Source organism: Stenotrophomonas sp. a6, from assembly GCF_030913325.1.
In the GTDB taxonomy this organism is placed as follows: domain Bacteria; phylum Pseudomonadota; class Gammaproteobacteria; order Xanthomonadales; family Xanthomonadaceae; genus Stenotrophomonas; species Stenotrophomonas maltophilia.
The window spans coordinates 1,488,654-1,507,316 of the sequence record NZ_CP133161.1; the positions used below are offsets into that span (position 1 = coordinate 1,488,654).

General features: G+C 68.0%; 16 protein-coding genes. 3 read left to right on the plus strand and 13 right to left on the minus strand.

Annotation, left to right across the window (positions count from 1 at the left end; translation table 11 throughout):
• Nucleotides 1-40: 40 nt before the first annotated feature.
• From Q9Q79_RS06840 to Q9Q79_RS06850, 3 genes are read right to left on the minus strand one after another with little or no spacing between them, the layout of a single operon-like run.
• The gene (locus tag Q9Q79_RS06840; protein WP_201863798.1) at nucleotides 41-1,480 is read right to left on the minus strand and encodes a TolC family protein; all 1,440 of its coding nucleotides are present in this window, start codon (nucleotides 1,478-1,480) and stop codon (nucleotides 41-43) included.
• Nucleotides 1,477-3,435 (minus strand): MacB family efflux pump subunit, encoded by a 1,959-nt coding sequence (locus tag Q9Q79_RS06845; RefSeq protein ID WP_059033832.1) that lies wholly within the window; start codon nucleotides 3,433-3,435, stop codon nucleotides 1,477-1,479. The genes Q9Q79_RS06840 and Q9Q79_RS06845 overlap by 4 nt, the downstream gene beginning before the upstream one ends.
• Nucleotides 3,432-4,676 carry an efflux RND transporter periplasmic adaptor subunit gene (locus Q9Q79_RS06850; protein WP_049395298.1) on the minus strand — a complete coding sequence of 415 codons (1,245 nt, stop codon included), beginning with the start codon at nucleotides 4,674-4,676 and terminating at the stop codon, nucleotides 3,432-3,434. The genes Q9Q79_RS06845 and Q9Q79_RS06850 overlap by 4 nt, the downstream gene beginning before the upstream one ends.
• Before the next feature lie 204 nt (nucleotides 4,677-4,880).
• Here Q9Q79_RS06850 and Q9Q79_RS06855 point away from each other — a divergent pair, with 204 nt between their 5' ends.
• From Q9Q79_RS06855 to Q9Q79_RS06865, 3 genes are all read left to right on the plus strand, one after another.
• A complete protein-coding gene (locus tag Q9Q79_RS06855) occupies nucleotides 4,881-5,609 on the plus strand; it encodes a response regulator (protein ID WP_005408779.1) in 729 nt (242 codons plus the stop codon).
• Between the two features lie 6 nt (nucleotides 5,610-5,615).
• On the plus strand, nucleotides 5,616-7,025 hold the full coding sequence (locus Q9Q79_RS06860; RefSeq protein ID WP_005408780.1) for an ATP-binding protein: 1,410 nt from the start codon (nucleotides 5,616-5,618) through the stop codon (nucleotides 7,023-7,025).
• Between the two features lie 177 nt (nucleotides 7,026-7,202).
• Nucleotides 7,203-10,229, plus strand: coding sequence for a ligand-binding sensor domain-containing diguanylate cyclase (locus tag Q9Q79_RS06865; protein WP_201863795.1), 3,027 nt, complete (start codon nucleotides 7,203-7,205; stop codon nucleotides 10,227-10,229).
• Nucleotides 10,230-10,420: 191 nt separating this feature from the next.
• Here the strand turns inward: Q9Q79_RS06865 and rnt are convergent, their stop codons facing one another.
• From rnt to pstS, 10 genes are all read right to left on the minus strand, one after another.
• Nucleotides 10,421-11,005, minus strand: a complete 585-nt coding sequence (gene rnt, locus Q9Q79_RS06870) for a ribonuclease T (RefSeq protein WP_005408782.1) — start codon at nucleotides 11,003-11,005, stop codon at nucleotides 10,421-10,423.
• Between the two features lie 235 nt (nucleotides 11,006-11,240).
• Complete coding sequence (locus Q9Q79_RS06875; protein ID WP_005408783.1) at nucleotides 11,241-11,762, minus strand: DoxX family protein; 522 nt, start codon at nucleotides 11,760-11,762, stop codon at nucleotides 11,241-11,243.
• Between the two features lie 26 nt (nucleotides 11,763-11,788).
• The gene (locus tag Q9Q79_RS06880) at nucleotides 11,789-12,544 is read right to left on the minus strand and encodes a putative DNA-binding domain-containing protein (RefSeq protein WP_005408784.1); all 756 of its coding nucleotides are present in this window, start codon (nucleotides 12,542-12,544) and stop codon (nucleotides 11,789-11,791) included.
• The gene (locus tag Q9Q79_RS06885) at nucleotides 12,537-13,412 is read right to left on the minus strand and encodes a DUF692 domain-containing protein (protein ID WP_201863787.1); all 876 of its coding nucleotides are present in this window, start codon (nucleotides 13,410-13,412) and stop codon (nucleotides 12,537-12,539) included. Before Q9Q79_RS06885 ends, Q9Q79_RS06880 begins: the two co-directional genes overlap by 8 nt.
• Nucleotides 13,399-13,755 carry a hypothetical protein gene (locus Q9Q79_RS06890; RefSeq protein ID WP_005408786.1) on the minus strand — a complete coding sequence of 119 codons (357 nt, stop codon included), beginning with the start codon at nucleotides 13,753-13,755 and terminating at the stop codon, nucleotides 13,399-13,401. Before Q9Q79_RS06890 ends, Q9Q79_RS06885 begins: the two co-directional genes overlap by 14 nt.
• A 259-nt stretch (nucleotides 13,756-14,014) precedes the next feature.
• Nucleotides 14,015-14,722: a phosphate signaling complex protein PhoU gene (phoU, locus tag Q9Q79_RS06895; protein ID WP_005408787.1), complete on the minus strand. Its 708-nt coding sequence runs from the start codon at nucleotides 14,720-14,722 to the stop codon at nucleotides 14,015-14,017.
• A gap of 65 nt (nucleotides 14,723-14,787) precedes the next feature.
• Nucleotides 14,788-15,618, minus strand: a complete 831-nt coding sequence (gene pstB, locus Q9Q79_RS06900) for a phosphate ABC transporter ATP-binding protein PstB (RefSeq protein WP_201863826.1) — start codon at nucleotides 15,616-15,618, stop codon at nucleotides 14,788-14,790.
• Between the two features lie 19 nt (nucleotides 15,619-15,637).
• Nucleotides 15,638-16,501, minus strand: coding sequence for a phosphate ABC transporter permease PstA (gene pstA / locus Q9Q79_RS06905; RefSeq protein WP_005408789.1), 864 nt, complete (start codon nucleotides 16,499-16,501; stop codon nucleotides 15,638-15,640).
• Nucleotides 16,501-17,469: a phosphate ABC transporter permease subunit PstC gene (pstC, locus tag Q9Q79_RS06910; protein ID WP_005412771.1), complete on the minus strand. Its 969-nt coding sequence runs from the start codon at nucleotides 17,467-17,469 to the stop codon at nucleotides 16,501-16,503. The genes pstA and pstC overlap by 1 nt, the downstream gene beginning before the upstream one ends.
• Nucleotides 17,470-17,551: 82 nt before the next feature.
• On the minus strand, nucleotides 17,552-18,640 hold the full coding sequence (gene pstS, locus Q9Q79_RS06915) for a phosphate ABC transporter substrate-binding protein PstS (protein WP_005408791.1): 1,089 nt from the start codon (nucleotides 18,638-18,640) through the stop codon (nucleotides 17,552-17,554).
• Between the last annotated feature and the right edge of the window lie 23 nt (nucleotides 18,641-18,663).

An 18,663-nucleotide genomic window follows, 5' to 3' on the forward strand; every position in this document is an offset into this window, starting at 1 on the left:
CACCGGGCAGTCGCCAACCTGGGTTGGCGCCCTTGCCGCCTCACCCCGCGCTGCCGCCCAGTGCCTTGAACAGGGTGACGTCGTTGTTCAGCTGGCCCTGGCGTACGCGCGCCAGCGACAGCTCGGCATCACGCCGGGTCTGCTGGGCCTCCAGCCAGGTGCGCAGGTCGGTGGCACCTACGCGGTAGCGCACTTCCTGCGCGCGCTCCACTTCCACTGCTTCGTCGTACGACGCCTGCGAGGCCGCCACCTGGCGCGCCAGCTGCTCGCGTGCCGACAGCGCGTTGTCCACTTCCGACAGCGCGGTGTACAGCGTCCTGCGGAAATTGGTCGCGGCGATCTGATAGCTGGTGCCGGCGATGTCGGTATCCAGCTGTGCGCGCTGCAGGTTGAGGAACGGCAGCGACAGGCCGGCGCCCAGCGTGGCCACCGGGTTGCGCAGCACGTCACCCAGCGACGTTGCACTGGAGCCGAGGCTGCCGGTCAGGCTCAGCGCCGGGTAGTACTGGGTAGCGGTCACCTTGATGGTCTTCAGGCTGTTGCGCAGGCGAAGTTCGGCCGCGCGCAGGTCGGGACGGCGGCCGAGCAGCTCGGCCGGCAGGCCTTCGTTGATCCCGGGGCTGCGTGCGCCCAGCAGGTCCTGCGGTTCGTCCTGCTGCGGCCAGGGCGTGCCGTCCAGCAGCACGGTCAGTGCATTGCGCACCTCCACCCGCTGCTGTTCCAGCGCGCTCTGCGAGGAGCGCTGCGACTGCAGGTTCTGCAGCGCCTGGCGCACTTCCAGGCGCGATACCGCACCAGCATCGAAGCGGGCCTGCACCAGGTCGCGGGTGCGCTCCAGCCGCTCCAGGTTGGCCTGGCCGGTGGCGATGGACTGGTTGAGATAGGCCAGGTTCCAGTACTGGGTGATGGTGTCGCCGATCACCAGCAGCGCGGTGTTCTGCCGGTCTTCCTCGCTGGCCTCGGCTTCCCAGCGGGCGATGTCGCGCTGGGTGCGCAGACGGCCCCACAGATCGACCTCCCAGCCCAGCGAGACGCCGGTGGAATAGCTGCGGCGCCAGTCGTCGGCCTGATCGGTGGCGCGGCTGGCATTGCCGCTGACGCCGGACGACGAAGGCTGCGGCCACAGCGCATTGCTGGCCAGGCCGGCCTGCAGGCGCGACCGCTGCACGGCCAGGCCAGCGGCGGCCAGATCGCTGTTGGCGGCCAGCGCCTGCGCCACCAGGCGGTTCAGTCGTTCATCGCCGAAGCCCGTCCACCAGCTGTCCTGGCGGATGTCGCGGCCCGGTGTATCCAGGCTGCTGCGCGGGTCGTCGGCCGGTGCGTTGAGGGTGGCATCGCCACGGCCGTAGCTGGCCACCACGTCGGGGGCCTGCACCGGGTAGCGGCCCACCGAGGCACAGCCTGAGAGGGCAAGCAGAACAGCGCCCACCAGCAGCAGGCGCGAGGGAGCAGGGAAGGGCAGTCGGGTCATCATCTTCATTCGCGGGCCAGGGCCTCCACCGGGTCCAGCTGCGCGGCGTTGCGCGCGGGCAGGAAGCCGAATGCCACGCCGATCAGGGTCGAGCAGGCGAACGCGGCAACGATCGAGGCGGTGGAGAACAGCACCTGGAAGTCACTGGCGAAGCGGCCGATCATCGAGCCCAGCAGCAGGGCCAGGCCGATGCCGAGCAGACCACCGAGCAGGCACACCAGCACCGCTTCGATCAGGAACTGCTGGCGGATGTCACTCTGCCGTGCCCCCACCGCCATGCGCACGCCGATTTCGCGGGTGCGCTCGGTCACCGAGACCAGCATGATGTTCATCACGCCGATGCCGCCGACCAGCAGCGCGATGGCGGCGATGGCGCCGATCAGCAGGGTCATCGTGCGCGTGGTCTGCTCGATGGTCTGGCGGATCTCGGCGCTGTTGCTGAGGAAGAAGTCCTCGGTGCCGTGGCGCAGGGTCAGCAGGCGGGTGATCGCTTCCTGCGCCGCATCCATCGGCGTGTCGTCGTCCACGCGCACGGTGATGCTGGAAACGTGGCTCTGGCCGAGCATGCGCGACATCACCGTGGTGTAGGGCACCCACACGCTGAGGCTGGTGCTGCCACCAAAGCCGAAGCTCTGGCGCTTGGCCACGCCGACCACGCGTGCCGGTACGTTGCCGAGCAGGATCACCTGGCCGACCGGATCGACATCGGGGAAGAACTGGGTCTGGGTGTTCTCGTCGATCACCGCCACCTGGCCGAGGCCCTTCACCGCGTCGGTATCGAAGAAGCTGCCGCTGAGCAGGGTCACGCCCTTGACCCGGAAGAACTGCTCACCGACGCCACTGACCTGGGCGGTGGAGGACTGGTTGCGGTAACGCGCGGTGACCGAGGTCGACACGCTGGGGGTGGCGCTGTCCACGTAGCTCTGCTTTGCCAGTGCATCGGCATCGCTGGCCTTGAGCGTCTGCACCCGCGCCGAGCGCATGTCGCCGAAACCACGGCCGGGATAGACGTCGATGGTGTTGGTGCCGAGCGCGCTGATGTTCTGCAGGATCTGCTGCTGCGAGCCATTGCCCAGCGCCACCACCGAGACCACCGAGGCGATGCCGATGATGATGCCGAGCATGGTCAGGAAGGTGCGCAGCCGATGTGCGTTCATCGCCAGCAGGGCCATGCGGAACGCTTCGGTGAAGCGGTCACGGGCCGCCTGCCAGCTGTTGCCGCGGGCCACGCCGGTGCTGGCCTCGCGCTGCGCGCGGTAGGTCGGTGCGTTCGGATTGGTGCGGTCGGCGATGATCTCGCCATCGCGGATTTCGATGATGCGCTGCGCGTGTTCGGCCACGCTCATGTCGTGGGTGACGATGATGATGGTGTGGCCTTCGGCGTGCAGCTCGCCGAGGATCGCCATCACTTCCTCGCCGGATTTCGTGTCGAGCGCGCCGGTCGGTTCGTCGGCCAGGATCACCTCGCCGCCGTTCATCAGCGCACGTGCGATCGACACGCGCTGCTGCTGGCCACCGGACAGCTGGCCCGGCTTGTGGTGCATGCGGTCGCCCAGGCCCAGCCGCTGCAGCAGCTGCTCGGCACGCGCGTTGCGCACTGCGCCCGGGCTGCCGGCATACACGGCCGGTACCTCCACGTTGCCGCGCGCATCCAGGTCGCCCAGCAGGTGGTAGCGCTGGAAGATGAAGCCGAAATGCTCGCGGCGCAGTTCGGCCAGTTCATCCGGCGCCATCCTGCCGGTCTCGCGGCCGGCCACCTGGTAGCTGCCGCGGGTAGGGCGATCGAGGCAGCCGAGGATGTTCATCAGCGTCGACTTGCCCGAGCCGGACTGGCCGACGATCGCCACCATCTCGCCGGCGTGGATATCCAGGTTGACGTCGCGCAGGACGGCGATCACATCATCGCCGGCCGGGAATTCGCGCCGCAGGTCGCGCAGGCGCAGCAGCGGCGCCTTCGTGCTCATCGGCGCGGACCCATGCCCGGGCCGCCGACCCGCATCTGCATGCCGCCGCGGTTGCCGCCGCCGGCGCTGGCACCGGCCGCACCGGCTTCGCCCACCACCACGCGTTCGCCTTCCTTCAGCCCGGACAGGATTTCGGCCGAGGCGCCGTTGTTGATGCCCACGGTGACCTTGCGCGGTTGCGGCTGGCCCTTGTCGTCCAGCACCCTCACCATGCGCTCGTCGCCGCGGCGCTTCGGTCCCAGCGCCACCGCCGGCACCATCAGCACGTCCTTGGCCTGCTTGAGCAGTACCGAGACCTGCGCGGTCATGTCGATGCGCAGCGTGCCGTCCGGGTTCTCCACGTCGAACAGCGCGTTGTAGTAGACCGCGCTGCTGGAGCTGGAACTGGAGGAGCTGCTGGAACTGGACGAGTTTTCATTGGCGATCGAGGCCGGCGCCGGATTGATCTGGCGCAGCGTGGCGTGGTACTTGCGGTCCGGGTCACCCAGGGTGGTGAAGTACACCGGCATGCCGGCCTTGATCTTGACCACGTCGGCCTCGGAGATCTCGGCATTGACCGTGACCACGTCCAGCCGCGCCAGCATGACGATGGTCGGCGCGGTCTGGTTGGCGTTCACCGTGCGGCCTTCCTCGGCCACCACCGCCACCACGGTGCCATCCATCGGCGCGGTGATGCGGGTGTAGGCCAGGTTGGCGCGGGCGGTGCCCAGCTCGGTCTGGCGGCCCTTGATCTGCGCCTCGTAGGACTGCAGCTGGGCACGGGCAGTTTTCAGCTGTGCTTCGGCGGCATCGTATTCCTGGCGCGAGGTGGCCTCGGCCGCCAGCATCTGCTGCTGGCGCGCGAACTCCAGTTCGGCCTGGCGCAGGGTGGCCTGCTGAACGGCGCGCTGGGCGGTGACCTGGTCCAGCGAAGCCTGCGCGTTGAGCACCTGGTTCTGTTGGGTGGTGGCATCGATCTCGGCGATCAGGTCGCCTTCCTTCACGGTATCGCCCAGCTGTACCTTCAGCGACTTGATCTGGCCCGAGGCCTGCGCGCCGACGCTGACCAGCTTGTAGGCGTCGATCACGCCGGTGGCTTCCACGGTCTGCTCGATGCCGCCGCGGCTGACCGGCGTGGTCGCCACCGCCGGGGCGGCGGGTTTGCGCAGCAGCCACCAGGCGGCGACGGCCACGATGAGGGCGAGCAGGGCGATCAGTATCAGGCGACCACGGCGGGTCGCGGGCAACAGGCGGAACGTCACGTCGTGGCTTCACTCTCGGGGCCGCGGCGGCGGCGTTGGTGGGCATTGTGAAGACCGGGCGACAGGCGGCTCAATCCTCGGGGTATGTCTCTATGTAACACTGTCGGTGAATACGCGTAACCACAGGTATCCCGCTCATGGCTGGATACACTGGTACGCATTGCCCCGGATGCGGTTCAGCTGCCGACACGGGATGATCGCGACATGGAGACTGAAAACACGATGCATCGACTGCTGATCGTCGACGACGACAACGACATCCGCACCCTGCTGGCCGAGCAGCTCGGCCGTGCCGGCTACCAGGTGAGCACGGCCGCAGACGGCACCGCCATGCGCCAGCTGCTGGACCGCGAGCACGTGGACCTGATCGTGCTTGACCTCAACCTGCCGCGCGAGGATGGCCTGACCCTGTGCCGCGACCTGCGGGCGCGCTCGAACACGCCGGTGATCATGCTGACCGCGCGTGCCGAGCCGATCGACCGCGTGCTCGGCCTGGAAATGGGCGCCGATGACTACCTGGCCAAGCCGTTCGAACCGCGCGAGCTGCTGGCGCGCATCCGCAACGTGCTGCGCCGGACCGAGGCGCTGCCGGCCAACCTGGAGCCGCTGGCGGTGCGCCGTGCGCGTTTCTCGCGCTGGGTGTTCGACCTGGAGCATCGCCACCTGGTCGATCCGGACGATCGCGTGGTGGTGCTGTCCGGTGCCGAGTTCCGCCTGCTGCGCGTGTTCATCGCCCATGCCAACAAGGTGCTGTCGCGCGAACAGCTGGTCGCGCTCAGCAGCGGCCGCAACTACGAGGCGCAGGATCGCGCGATCGACCTGCAGGTCAGCCGCCTGCGCAACAAGCTGGGCGATGACGGTGGCCCGGATGGCCTGATCAAGACCGTGCGCAACGAAGGCTACGTGCTGGCCTCCTCGGTGAACCTGGAATAAGCCGTCATGAAGCGCCTGCGCCATTTCCTGTCCTCGATGGTCGGGCGGTTGTTCGTCATCCTGCTGCTGGGCATGAGCGTGGCTGCGATCGGCGCGACCATGCTGGCCACCTCCAAACGCCAGCAGGAATTCGAGCGGCAGAACCTGAACCGCATCGCCGACCGCCTGCAGGGCTACGTCAACCTGCTCGATGGCAATCCCGAACTGCGCGAACGACTGCTTGAGATCGGTGGGCCCAGCGTGCGTGCGCTGCAGCCCGGCGCGCGCCTGGGGCGGGCGGATACCGCACTGATGGAAGTCCTGGATGACCGGCCCGGCCCGGTGTCGCGCGCGCATGTGCATTTCACCTCGTTCCGTTCCTGCATTCCCAAGCTGCAGGATCTGCTGCCGCCACCGCCGCCGGGGCACCGACGGCATCCGCGTGAGCGCGATCCGGCCTTCATTCCGCCCAAGTGCCGCGCGGTCGATGTGACGCTCAACGACGGTACGTTGCTGAAGCTGGCGCTGGATTCGCCAGCAGTGGCCCACAACGGCATTCTGGCCGTGGACCCGTGGTTCCTGACCCTGCTGGTGCTGGCCATCGCGGTGCTGGCCTACATCGTTGCGCGCATGGCCAGTGCGCCGCTGCAGGAGCTGGCGGCGGCCGCGGAGGATCTCGGCGACGATCTGCAGCGCGATCCACTGCCGTTGCGCGGGCCGCGCGAGGTGCAGCGCGCCGCCGAGGCCTTCAATGCCATGCAGCACCGCCTGCAGCGGCACCTGGCCGAACGCACGCAGATGCTGGCGGCGATCACCCATGACCTGCAGACCCCGTTGACCCGACTGCGCCTGCGCCTGGAGAACGTCAGCGACGAGGTGCTGCGCGAGCGCCTGATCGGCGATCTGGCGGCGATGCAGGCACTGGTGCGCGAAGGCCTGGAGCTGGCCCGGAGCGCCGAGAGCGCCGAGCAGCGCGCCGCGCTGGATCTGGATTCGCTCCTGGAAAGCATCGTGGAAGACGCCGCAGAGGGTGGTGCCGACGTGGTCTTCGAGGGCGGCACCGGTGCGGTGCTGATGTTGCGCCCGCTGGCCATGCACCGGCTGTTCTCCAACCTGGTGGATAACGCCGTGATGTATGCCCACCGCGTGCGCGTGCGGGTGGAACGCAGCGGCGGCACGATCACGGCGATGGTGTCCGACGATGGCCCGGGCCTGGCGGAAGACCAGCTGGAGGCCGTGTTCGACCCGTTCGTGCGGGTGGAAACCTCGCGTTCGCGGGAAACCGGCGGCGCCGGGCTGGGCCTGACCATCGCGCGCGCCCTGGCCGAGAAGGATGGCGCGCGGCTATGGCTGCGCAACCGTGCCGAGGGCGGTCTGGAGGCGGTGGTGCAGTGGCCGGCCAGTGCGCAGGTGGTGCCGCCTGGCCGGCCCGGCTGAGCCCCGCCGGACGCACGCGATGACGCCGGGGCCAGGGTTTGGCCTATCATCTGCGCATCTCCCCAGTTTCTCCCCGATGAGTCAACCCGTTCCTGACGGCACGCCGTTCCGCGTTGCCCGGTCGTTCCCGCTTGCTGCCATGCCCTGCAGCCGTTACCGGCCACTGCCGCCGAGCTGATGGGCAGGTCAGGGGACAACGGGTGCTGGGTGGAGCGCCGCGTTTCGAAGGCCAGGCAGGCACTGCAGCGCGGTCTGCTGTGGGTGTTGCTGGTGCTGGCGCTGCCGCTGGCCGCGCAGGAGGGCGCGCCGCCGCTGCGCGACTACGCCATCGACGTGTGGACCTCGCGCAATGGCCTGCCGCACAACTCGCTGCGCGATATCGCGCAGACTCCCGAGGGGCACCTGTGGTTTGCCACCTGGGAAGGCCTGGTCCGCTACAACGGCCTGGATTTCACCGTGTTCGACCGCAGCACCCGCCCGGGGCTGCGCGACAACGGCATCGGCGCACTGCTGGTCGATCGGCAGGGAGGGCTGTGGATCAGTGATTCGCGCGGTAACGTCAGCCATCGTGGCAACGACGGCCAGTGGCGGGTCTGGGAGCATCAGGCCGACACCCCGCAGGTGCTGATCCAGTCCATGCAGATGGACAGCCAGGGGCGCCTGTGGCTGCTGTACGAAGGCAAGGGCATCGGCTATCTCACGCCGGACAAGGGCATCGTCTACCAGGCGCCGGCGGCCGACCTGCCGATGGCGATGAGCTTCACCAAGCTGGTGGTCGATGCGCAGGACCGGGTCTGGGTTGGCACGCTTGACGGGCTGGTGCTGCGCGACAACGACGGCGTGCTCAAGCGCGCGCCCGCGGCGTGGGGCCTGGGGGCCGGCACCGGCCTGTCCTGGCCGTACCGGGCTCCTGATGGCGCGCTGTGGATCGTCGCTGGCGAGCGCCTGTACCGCGTGGAGGACGATCAGCTGGTGCTGGTGCACCGGCTGCCGGGACAGCTGCACATGACCTCGATGCTGCAGGACCGGCACGGCGACCTGTGGCTGGGAACCGAGAACCAGGGCCTGCTGCGGATCTCGGCGCATGGCCTGGAACGATTGCCGGCCGGCCTGAACCTGCCGGGCGGGCGCGTGGTCAGCCTGCGCGAGGATGCCGAAGGCAGCATCTGGGTGGGGGCCAACGGTGGCCTGTACCGCCTGCGCGAAACACTGTTCAGCAGCTACACCGAGCGTGATGGCCTCAGTGGCGACTATGTGCGCACGGTGCTGGAGGACCGCGACCGCCAGTTGTGGGTCGGTAGTGCCAGTGGTCTCGACCTGCAGACACCCGATGGCCGCTTCCGCGCGGTTCCCCTGCACAACCGCGGCGGCAAGGCGCCATCGGTATTGAGTCTGGCGCAGGGGCCGGACGGCGACCTGTGGGTCGGTACGTTCGGCGACGGCGTTTACCGGCTGGACCGCGATGGCAGTCTCCGCCACAACTATGCGGCAGCCGACGGCATGCCGGGTGGCAACATCCGCGCGATCAGTGTCGATCCGCAGGGCAGGGTCTGGGCGGGTACGCAGAAGGGCGTGGTACGCATCGACGGCGACCGGGTGCAGGTGTCGACTGCCCCGGGCATGCCCGGTGGCCTCATCACCGCACTCGAGCATGACCACCAGGGCAACCTGTGGATCGGCACCATCGAGGGCATCCGCGTGCTGCGTGGCGACCACGTGCAGTCGATCGACCTGGCACCGATGGGCGGGGGCCGCAGTGTGTTCGGTTTCCACCAGCTGGGCGACGCGATGTGGATCAGCAGCGACCGCGGCCTGTACCGCTGGCGCGGCGGAAAGCTGGCGCGCGTCGGCCTGGAGCAGGGCATGCCGGTGGATGCGGTGTTCCAGCTGGTGCCGGATCGTCTTGGCAACGTGTGGATCAGCAGCAACCGCGGCGTGCTGCGCACCGACATGGCGACCCTCAATGCCGTGGCCGATGGCCGCGCACCACGAGTGGTGGTGGAGCGCTACAACGAGATCGACGGCATGGCCAACGCGCAGGCCAACGGCAGCTCCGGGCCATCGGCCATCCTGCGCCAGGACGGCACCTTCTGGGTGGTCACCGCCGGAGGCCTGAGCACCGTCGACCCGCAACGCCTGCAGCGCTTCCGCGAGCGTCCATCACCGCCGGCAGCGATCGAGAGCGTGCAGGTGGATGGCGCACCCGTGCATTGGGAGGGCCCGGATCGCAACTACATTCCCGGCGGCCGACGTCTGGCGGTGAGCTATGTGGGCCTGAGTTACCTGATGTCGGACCGGATCCGCTATCGCACGCGGCTGGATGGCCTGGACACCGGCTGGGTCGAGCGCGGCCCGCAGCGCAGCGTCGAGTTCGTCGGCCTGCCGCCGGGTGACTACACCCTGCACGTGTCGGCGGCGCATCCAGGCGGGGCCTGGGGCCAGCAGGAAGCCGTGTGGAGCTTCACGGTGGAGCCGTTCTGGTGGCAGCGCCGCAGCGTGCAGCTGCTGGGCGGGTTGTTGCTGCTGGCTGGGCTGGTGGTGCTGTACCGCCTGCTGCTGCAGCAGCTGAAGGCCAGCAACCTGCGCCTGGCACGGCGCGTGGACGAGGCAACCTTCGACCTGCAGGCCAAGACCGTGCACCTGCAGGCGCTGAACCAGGAAAAGACCGAGCTGGCCGAGCGCCTTGCACGGCAGGCCGAGGCCTTTGAGCGGCAGGCGCGCGAGGATGCGCTGACCGGGCTGGCCAATCGCCGTGCCTTCGACGAAACGCTGGCGCGCGACTTCGCCCGTTCACAGCGCAGCGGCCACCCGCTGTGCCTGGTGGTGCTGGACATCGACCACTTCAAGGACGTCAACGACCGCCACAGCCACAGCATCGGCGATGCGGTGCTGGTGCAGGTGGCCAGGCTGATCGCCGCGGCCTGCCGCGACTCGGACCTGCCCGCGCGTACCGGTGGCGAGGAGTTCGCGCTGCTGCTCAACGACACCCGCCTGGAAGAAGCCGCGCAGCTGTGCGCGCGCCTGCGCGGCCTGTTCCATGACCACCCCGACTGGGCCGGTGTAGCGGGCCTGCGCGTGACCTTCAGCGCAGGCCTTGTGGAACTGGATGCCGATGACCGCACCCCGGCGCTGCTGTACCAGCGCGCCGACCGCGCGCTGTACCGCGCCAAGAGCGACGGCCGCGATCGTACGAGTATTGGTTGATCGCATCCACGCATGGCGTGGATCTACTGGTGTTGTCGTACCAACCGGCGGTGCCGACCAACGGTCGGCACCCACCAGAGAAGTGCGGCTAAGCCCCCAGGGGCGGGTTCACGGCGTCCCCCGCGAACCCACCTTGTCCGGCCCGACCGCTGATTTGCTTCACGCCACGAGGGGCTCCGCCGCTGGCTGTCTTACCGCGGCCAGGCGTTGGCGATGGTGCAGAACAATCGTGCGGTCTGTTCGGTGTCATACACCGCACTGTGCGCTTCGTTCGCATCCCAGCCCAACCCGGCGGCCGTGGCTGCACGCGCCAGCACCGTCTGCCCGTAGGCGATGCCGGCCAGGGTGACGGTGTCGAACACGCTGAACGGATGGAACGGATTGCGCTTGTGGCCGGTCCGGGCCACGGCGGCGTTGACGAAGCCCAGGTCGAAATGGGCGTTGTGGCCGACCAGGATCGCGCGCTGGCAGCCGTACTTCTTCATCGCCGCGCGTACCGGGGTGAAGATGTGGTCCAGTGCGGCCTTCTCTTCCTTGGCCAGCCGGAACGGGTGGTCGAGGATGATGCCGGTCACTTCCAGCGACTTCGGGTCGATCTCCAGGCCCTCGGCCGGCACCACATGGGCACTGGCGGTCTGGCCGGGGTAGAGCAGGCCGTTCTCGTCCATCTCGATCGGCACCGCGGCGATTTCCAGCAGGGCGTTGCGCTGGCTGTCGAAGCCGCCGGTTTCCACGTCCACCACCACCGGCAGGAAGCCGCGGAAGCGTTGTGACATCGCGCGCTGCGCCTGGGGGATTGCGGAATCGGAGGCGGCGGCAGGTGCGGGAGTGGGGTCATTCATGCGTGAATTCTAGCAGAGCGGCCTCGAGCGCCCGGCCAGCCTGTGGCGCACGGGCTCCCTGCGCAGGAGCGTGTCGACCAAGGTCGACACCTACCGGTGCACCGCGCGCCCAGGATTCCGGTAGGTGCCAACCTGGGTTGGCACGATGCGCGCCGACCAAGATCGGCATCTACCGGACTGCTGGCCGCGCAGGCGTGCCCGATGGCTGCCACCGTGCCAACCACGCATCCACGCTCAGCCTACCGGCGCCGCTGAAGATCAGTGGCAGCAGCATCGCCATAAAGAGCACCGGCAGCTTGAAGTTGCCGAAGCCCTGGTCAGTGATCGCATAGCCCATCGCGAGGTCGCCCAGCGAGTCCCATTGCATCGGCCAGTGCACGGCGTAGGTGGCCACCACGGTCAATACCAGCAGGCTGGCGGCGGCGAAACGCGTACCGAAACCCAACAGCAGGCAGGCCGCGCCGACCAGTTCGAACCAGGTCGCCAGCTGCCAGTTCAGCGTGCTCGGCAGCTGATCGAACGGGAACGGAAAGGCATCCTGCAGGTCGGCGAACCAGTTCTGGCCGTGCAGTTTCTCGCGGCCGGATTCGAAGTACTCCCAGGCCAGCAGCAGGCGCAGGCCGAGCGGGGCCAACCAGGGGGCGAGACGGTCCAGCTGGCCACGCGCGGTGGCCAGGGTCGGAAGGTTCATCAGGGGGTCTCCGCGAATGAGGTGTGTCAGGGAGGGGCTGTGAGCGGGCCGATCACGCCGGCCTGCAGGAACTGCCGCAGCAGCGCGGCACCGGGTTCGGCCAGCGCATCCTCGGCCAGCCCGTGTCCACTGGCCAGCTGCTGCAGGTAGGTTTGTCCTTCCAGCCCAGGCTGTTCGCCGATGCTGGACAGCAGGAACACCGCCAGAGGGCTGAGCGTGGCGAATCGCACCTCGCCGTCGGCATCGCGGCGCACCAGAAGGCCAGTCGGCTCGGCCGGCGGCTCGGTCGGTGCGTCCTCAGCGCCGAGCCGGTGCACCGGCCACTGATACAGCAGCGGCCATGCCAGCGGCGAGCGCTGCAGCGGCACCCGAACCGGGTCGGTGTCGTCCTGCGCCGGCAGCGGTTCGGCATCCAGCTGGTACAGCGCGGTTTCCACCCATTCGTAGTGGGCCAGTTCGGCCAACGCCGGATGCGGCAGCTGTGGCTGCGCCTGCAGCCACTGCACGAATTCGGCGGCCAGTTCGGTGAACAGCGGTGTCTGGCAGCGATGGGTCGCGAAGTACTGGCGCACCAGTCCGCTCCAGGCCGGTTCGCCGAGCAGGCGCACGCAGACCGGGAAGCCGTTGCTCAACAGGCCGAGCAGGTTGTTGAACAGCAGTCGTTGGTATACCGCGACCCGGCGTGATTCCAGCCCGGCCGGTGGCGGCACGCCCTGTGGATCACGCAGATGGGCAGTGAATGCGTGCTGCTGCGCGCGCAGCGTGTCGGGAGCATCAGCCATGTGCGCCCCCGGCGTGCGTCGCCTGCAGGCGGCGGATGGTCTGCAGCTCGCCCTGCAGTTCGGCGTAGGGCGGGAAGTTGAAATCGCGCTCAAGCAGGGTGGGGCGTGCGCCGATGCGTGCATAGGTGCGTGCCAGCAGCGCCCAGACCGGGTCGATCACCGCACTGCCATGGGTATCGATCTTCAGGTCCGGTGCCTCGTCCAGGTGCCCGGCCACGTGCAGGCAGACGATGCGTTCTGCGGGCAGCCCGGCAATGAAGGTGTCGGCGTCGTAGCCGTGGTTGCAGGCGTTGACGTAGACGTTGTTGACGTCCAGCAGCAGGTCGCAGTCGGCCTCGGCGAGCACGGCGTTGGTGAAGGCCAGCTCGTCCATCGCCGGCTCCGGCGCCACGTAGTAGGACACGTTCTCCACTGCGATGCGGCGACCCAGCAGGTCCTGCACACGGGCGATGCGTGCGGCGGTATGGCGCACCGCTTCGTCGGTAAATGGAATCGGCAGCAGGTCGTACAGGTGGCCGTTGTCGCTGCAGTAGCTCAGGTGCTCGCTGTACAGCGGCACGCGGTGCTTTTCCAGGAACTGGCCGACCTGTTCCAGCAGCCGGGTATCCAGCGGCGCACTGCCGCCCAGCGACAGGGACAGGCCGTGGCAGCTGAGCGGATGGCGCTGTGCCAGCTCGGCCAGTGCATCCCCGGCAGGACCACCGACATGGATCCAGTTCTCCGGCGCGCATTCGAGGAAATCGAAGTCGCCCGCCGGTGCATCGCGCAGCTCCTGCAGCAGCGCCCTGCGCAGCCCCAACCCGGCGGCCGCCGCACGAAGCGGCGACCGCGGGCTGACGACGCTGGCGCGGACGTCAGTGCTTGCCACCGCACTTGCCTTCGCCACACTTGCCTTCGGCCGCCTTCTTGTCGCCGGACGTGGCCTTGGCGCCTGCCGCAGCGCCGGCAGCCTTGCCCTTGTCGGCGCCGCACTTGCCTTCGGCGGTCTTGCCGTCGGCGCCACACTTGCCTTCGGCATGCTTGGTCGCGTCAGCGGCCATCTTGGTGTCGGCGGCCTTGGCATCGGTACTGGCCTTGGCTGCCTGCCCGGCAACCAGGTAGCCCTGGGCGAGGTCGCTCATGCTCAGGGCCGAGGCACTGGCGGTCATGCCCAGGCCGGCGGCCAGGGCGGTAGCAGTCAGCAGGGACAGGGTCTTGTTGGAACTGCTCATCGGTCGTGCTCCTGGGTGGTGTGGGCGGGTGCCCGGATGGCCGGCAGGGATGCCGGTGGAAACGATGGTGCAGCGATCCTACTCAACGAATCCTCGCCAAGACCTCAAATTTTCGTGAGGTTTGTTACAGAAGCATCCGGAAGGTTCGCACCGGGCAAGCCCGGCGCCCACAACGCGGGTGGAACGCCCAGAAACAAGAAGGCCGCTGTCACCAGGACAGCGGCCACCTTGGAGTCAACTCCGGTGTTGCAGTGCAGCGTCAGGGCTGGCCGGTGCTGGAGGTCTCGTCGCGCTTCTCGCGCGGCGGCAGCGGCTGCTCCCCGTGCACCAGGAACCACACGTTCTCGGCGATGTTGGTGGCGTGGTCGCCCACGCGCTCCAGGTTCTTGGCCATGAACAGCAGGTGCGTGCACGGGGTGATGTTGCGCGGGTCTTCCATCATGTAGGTCAGCAGCTCGCGGAACAGCGCGGTGTACTGCGCGTCCAGGCGGGCGTCGTCCTCGCGCAGTTCCAGTGCGGCGTCGGCGTCGTTGTCGCGGTAGGCGGCAATGGCACGACGGACCTGCTGCGCGGCCAGGCGGCCCAGCGCACGCAGGCCCTGGATCTGCGGCAGCGGCGGCACCTTGCCCAGCGCGATCGAACGCTTGGCGACGTTGGCCGCGTAGTCGCCGATACGCTCGATGTCGGCCGGGATGCGCAGGCCGGCGAGGATCTCGCGCAGGTCGCGCGCCATCGGGCCGCGCAGGGCCAGGCGCATCACGTCATGGCTGATCTGCTGCTCCAGCGCATCAATGGCTTCGTCGTTGGCGATGATGCGATGGGCGGCGTTCTCGTCGCGCTTCTCGATCACGTCCATCGACGCTTCGAGCTGGGCGACGGCCATCTCGCCCATGCGCACGATTTCGGCCACCAGGCGCTGCTGCTCTTCGTCGTAGCTCTTGACGATGTGGTCGTTGGGAAGGTTCATGGTCTGCAATCCGGGTAGAGCCAGGCCGTGCCTGGCTGGGACATGTGGCGAAGGATCAGCGTCGATCAGCCGAAGCGACCGGTGATGTAGTCCTCGGTCTGCCGCTGCGACGGCTGCGAGAAGATCACTTCGGTGCGGTCGTGCTCGATCAGGTCGCCCAGGTACATGAAGGCGGTGTAGTCGGAAACGCGCGCGGCCTGCTGCATGTTGTGGGTGACGATGACGATGGTGTACTCGTGCTTGAGTTCTTCCACCAGCTGCTCGATGCGGCTGGTCGAGATCGGATCCAGCGCCGAGGTCGGCTCGTCCAGCAGCAGCACCGACGGGCGCAGCGCCACGGCACGGGCGATGCACAGGCGCTGCTGCTGGCCACCGGACAGGCCCAGCGCGCTCTGCCCCAGCTTGTCCTTCACTTCGTCCCACAGTGCGCCCTGGCGCAGTGCCTGCTCGACGCGGTCGGCCATGTCGGCCTTGCTCAGTTTCTCGTGGTGGCGGATGCCGTAGGCCACGTTCTCGAAGATGGTCATCGGGAACGGCACCGGCTTCTGGAACACCATGCCGACCTTGCTGCGCAGGCGGTTCATCGGGTACTTCGGCGACAGGATGTTCTCGCCGTCCAGCAGCACTTCACCGCACGCTTCCAGCTTCGGGTACAGCGCGTAGATGCGGTTGAAGATGCGCAGCAGGGTCGACTTGCCGCAACCGGAGGGACCGATCAGCGCGGTCACGCGCTTTTCCGGAATCTCCAGGTTGATGCCCTTCAGGGCGTGGAACTTGTCGTAGTAGAAGTCCAGTCCACGCGCAGCCAGCTTCACCGGCGACGGCGTGTGCAGGCTCTCGTGCGAGGACGGCACGGCGATGCGCTGCATCGGCACGGCGTTGGAAAGGTCGTTCATGGCGTTGTCCACGGAAAGGTCAGTCATGGGAGATACGGTTGCGCAGCAGGATGCCGCGGGCGGCAAGGCTGACCAGCAACACGAAGACAGTCAGCACCAGTGCACCGGCCCAGGCCAGCACCTGCCAGGATTCATACGGGCTGCCGGCGAACTGGTTCATCACCACCGGCACCGAGGCCATCGGCTGGAAGATGTTGTTGTTCCAGTACTGGTTGCCGAAAGCGGTGAACAGCAGCGGAGCGGTCTCGCCGGAGATGCGGGCCAGCGCCAGCAGGATGCCGGTGATGATGCCGGCCGACGCGCTGCGGTACAGCACCTGCACGATCACCTTCCACTGCGGGATGCCCAGCGACAGGGCCGCTTCGCGCATCTGCGAGGGCACCAGCCGCAGCATCTCGTCGGTGGTGCGCACCACCACCGGCAGCACGATGAAGGCCAGCGACAGGGCACCGGCGAACGCCGAGAAGTTGCCGCCGGTCTGCATCACGTACAGGGTGTAGACGAACAGGCCCAGCACGATCGACGGTGCCGACAGCAGGATGTCATTGACGAAGCGGACCACGGTGCCGGCCTTGCGGGCGTTGCCGTACTCGGCCAGCCAGGTACCGGCCAGCACGCCCAGCGGCGTGCCGATGCCGATCGCCAGCGCACACATCACGGCACTGCCGAAGAAGGCGTTGGCGAGGCCACCGTCCTGCATCGGCGGCGGCGTCATCTTGGTGAACAGGTCCCAGTTGATGCCGGCCAGGCCTTTCGAGGCCAGGGTGAACAGGATCCAGCCCAGGAAGAACAGGCCGAACAGCGCGGTGGCGCAGGAGGCGGTGATCGCAACGACGTTGCCGATGCGGCGGCGCAGGTACAACGAATCAGCGGTGGTGGACATCAGTTGCCCTCCTTGCGGGACAGGCGCATCAGCATCAGGCGGGCGATGGCCAGCACCACGAAGGTGACGATGAAGAGGACGAAGCCGAGCAGCAGCAGGGCCGAGCGGTAGGTTTCAGTGGCTTCGCCGAAATCGTTGGCGATCAGCGCGGCGATGGTGGTGCCCGGCTCCAGCAGCGACGGCGACAGGCGCACGCTGTTGCCGATCACGAAGGCCACCGCCATCGTCTCGCCCAGGGCGCGGCCGAGGCCGAGGAAGATGCCGCCGATCACTGCCGAGCGGGTGTAGGGCAGGACGATGTCCCAGCTCACTTCCCACTTGGTGGAGCCCAGCGCGTACGCCGACTCCTTCAGGCGGGTCGGCACGGTCAGGAACACTTCGCGCATCACCGAGGAGATGAACGGAATGACCATGATGGCCAGCACGAAACCGGCGGTGAGCATGCCGATGCCGAGCGGCGGGCCCTGGAACATCGGGCCGATGATCGGCCATTCGCCCAGGGTCTCGTTGAGGAACGGGGTGACGTACTCGGTCATCACCGGCACCAGCACGAACAGGCCCCACATGCCGTAGATGATCGAGGGAATGCCGGCCAGCAGTTCGATGGCGGTACCGACCGGGCCACGCAGCCAGCGCGGCGCGACTTCGGTGAGGAAGAAGGCGATACCGAAGCTGACCGGCACGGCGATGACCATCGCGATGACGGCGGTGACCAGGGTGCCGTAGATCGGGGCGAGCGCACCGAACTTGTTTTCGACCGGATTCCAGTCGGCGGAGAAGAAGAAGCTCAGGCCCTGCATCTGCAGGGCATGGCGGCCGCCCCACAGCATCGACAGCGCGGCGCAGGCCAGGGCGATCAGGACGAAGATGACGGTGCCGACCAGCACCCATCGGAACAGTTTGTCGTTGCGGGCATCACGCGCATCACGCGTGGACGGGGCGGCTACAGGCTGGGCGATGGCATTCATGGGGACGGCAGGGCCAGGAAGGGGCGGGGCGGCACGGCGTGGAAGAAGCGGTGCCCGCGTGGGGCGGGCACCGTCGCGTCCATCACTTCAGGTCGGTCGCCCAGTAGGCCTCGATCTGCTTGACCAGTTCGGCCGGCAGCGGCACGTAGTGCAGCTCGTTGGCCTGCGCCTGGCCGTTTTCGAAGGCCCACTTGAAGAAGGCCAGGGTGTCCTGGTTGCGCTTGGCGTCCTTCGGCTTCTTCTGCATCAGCATGAAGTTGGTGGCGGTGATCGGCCACGCCTGCTCGCCCGGAGCGTTGGTGATGACCAGGTTGAAGTCCTTGGCGCTGGCCCAGTCGGCGCTGGCGGCCGCGGCGGCGAAGGTTTCCGCGCTCGGCTCGACCCAGTTGCCGGCCGCGTTCTGCATGGCGGTGTACGGCATGCCGTTCTGCAGCGCGTAAGCCAGTTCGACGTAGCCGATCGAGCCCTTGATCTGCTTCACGTAGGAAGCGACGCCTTCATTGCCCTTGCCACCGACGCCGTCCGGCCACTGCACCGAGGTGCCTTCGCCGACCTTGCTCTTCCACTCCGGGCTGACCTTGGACAGGTAGTTGGAGAAGTTGAAGGTGGTGCCCGAACCGTCCGAACGGTGGACCAGGGTGATCTTGCCGTCCGGCAGCTTCACGCCCGGGTTGGCGGCGACGATGGCCGGGTCGTTCCAGGTCTTGACCTTGCCCAGGAAGATGTCGGCCAGCAGGGCGCCGCTCAGGCGCAGCTTGCCGGCTTCCAGGCCTTCGATGTTGACCACCGGCACCACGCCGCCGATGGCGGACGGGAACTGCGCCAGGCCGGCCTGGGCCAGCTCTTCGCTGCTCAGCGGCTTGTCGGAGGAACCGAAGTCGACGGTGCCGGCCTTGATCTGGGCAATACCGCCGCCGGAGCCGATCGACTGGTAGTTGATCTTGGCGCCGGTGCTGGTGTTGTAGTCAGCCGACCACTTGGAGACCAGCGGGAAGATGAAGGACGCGCCCGCGCCGGACACTTCGGCGGTCACCTTGGCACCGGCAGCGGCCGGGGCGGCGGCGCCGTCGGCAGCCGGCTGCTGCGCGGCCTGCTTGTCGCCACCGCAGGCCGACAGGCCCAGGGCGATGGCCAGGGAAAGGGCGGCGAGGCCGGCCGAGTGCAGTTTCATGGTCACTCCATAGCGGGGAAGAG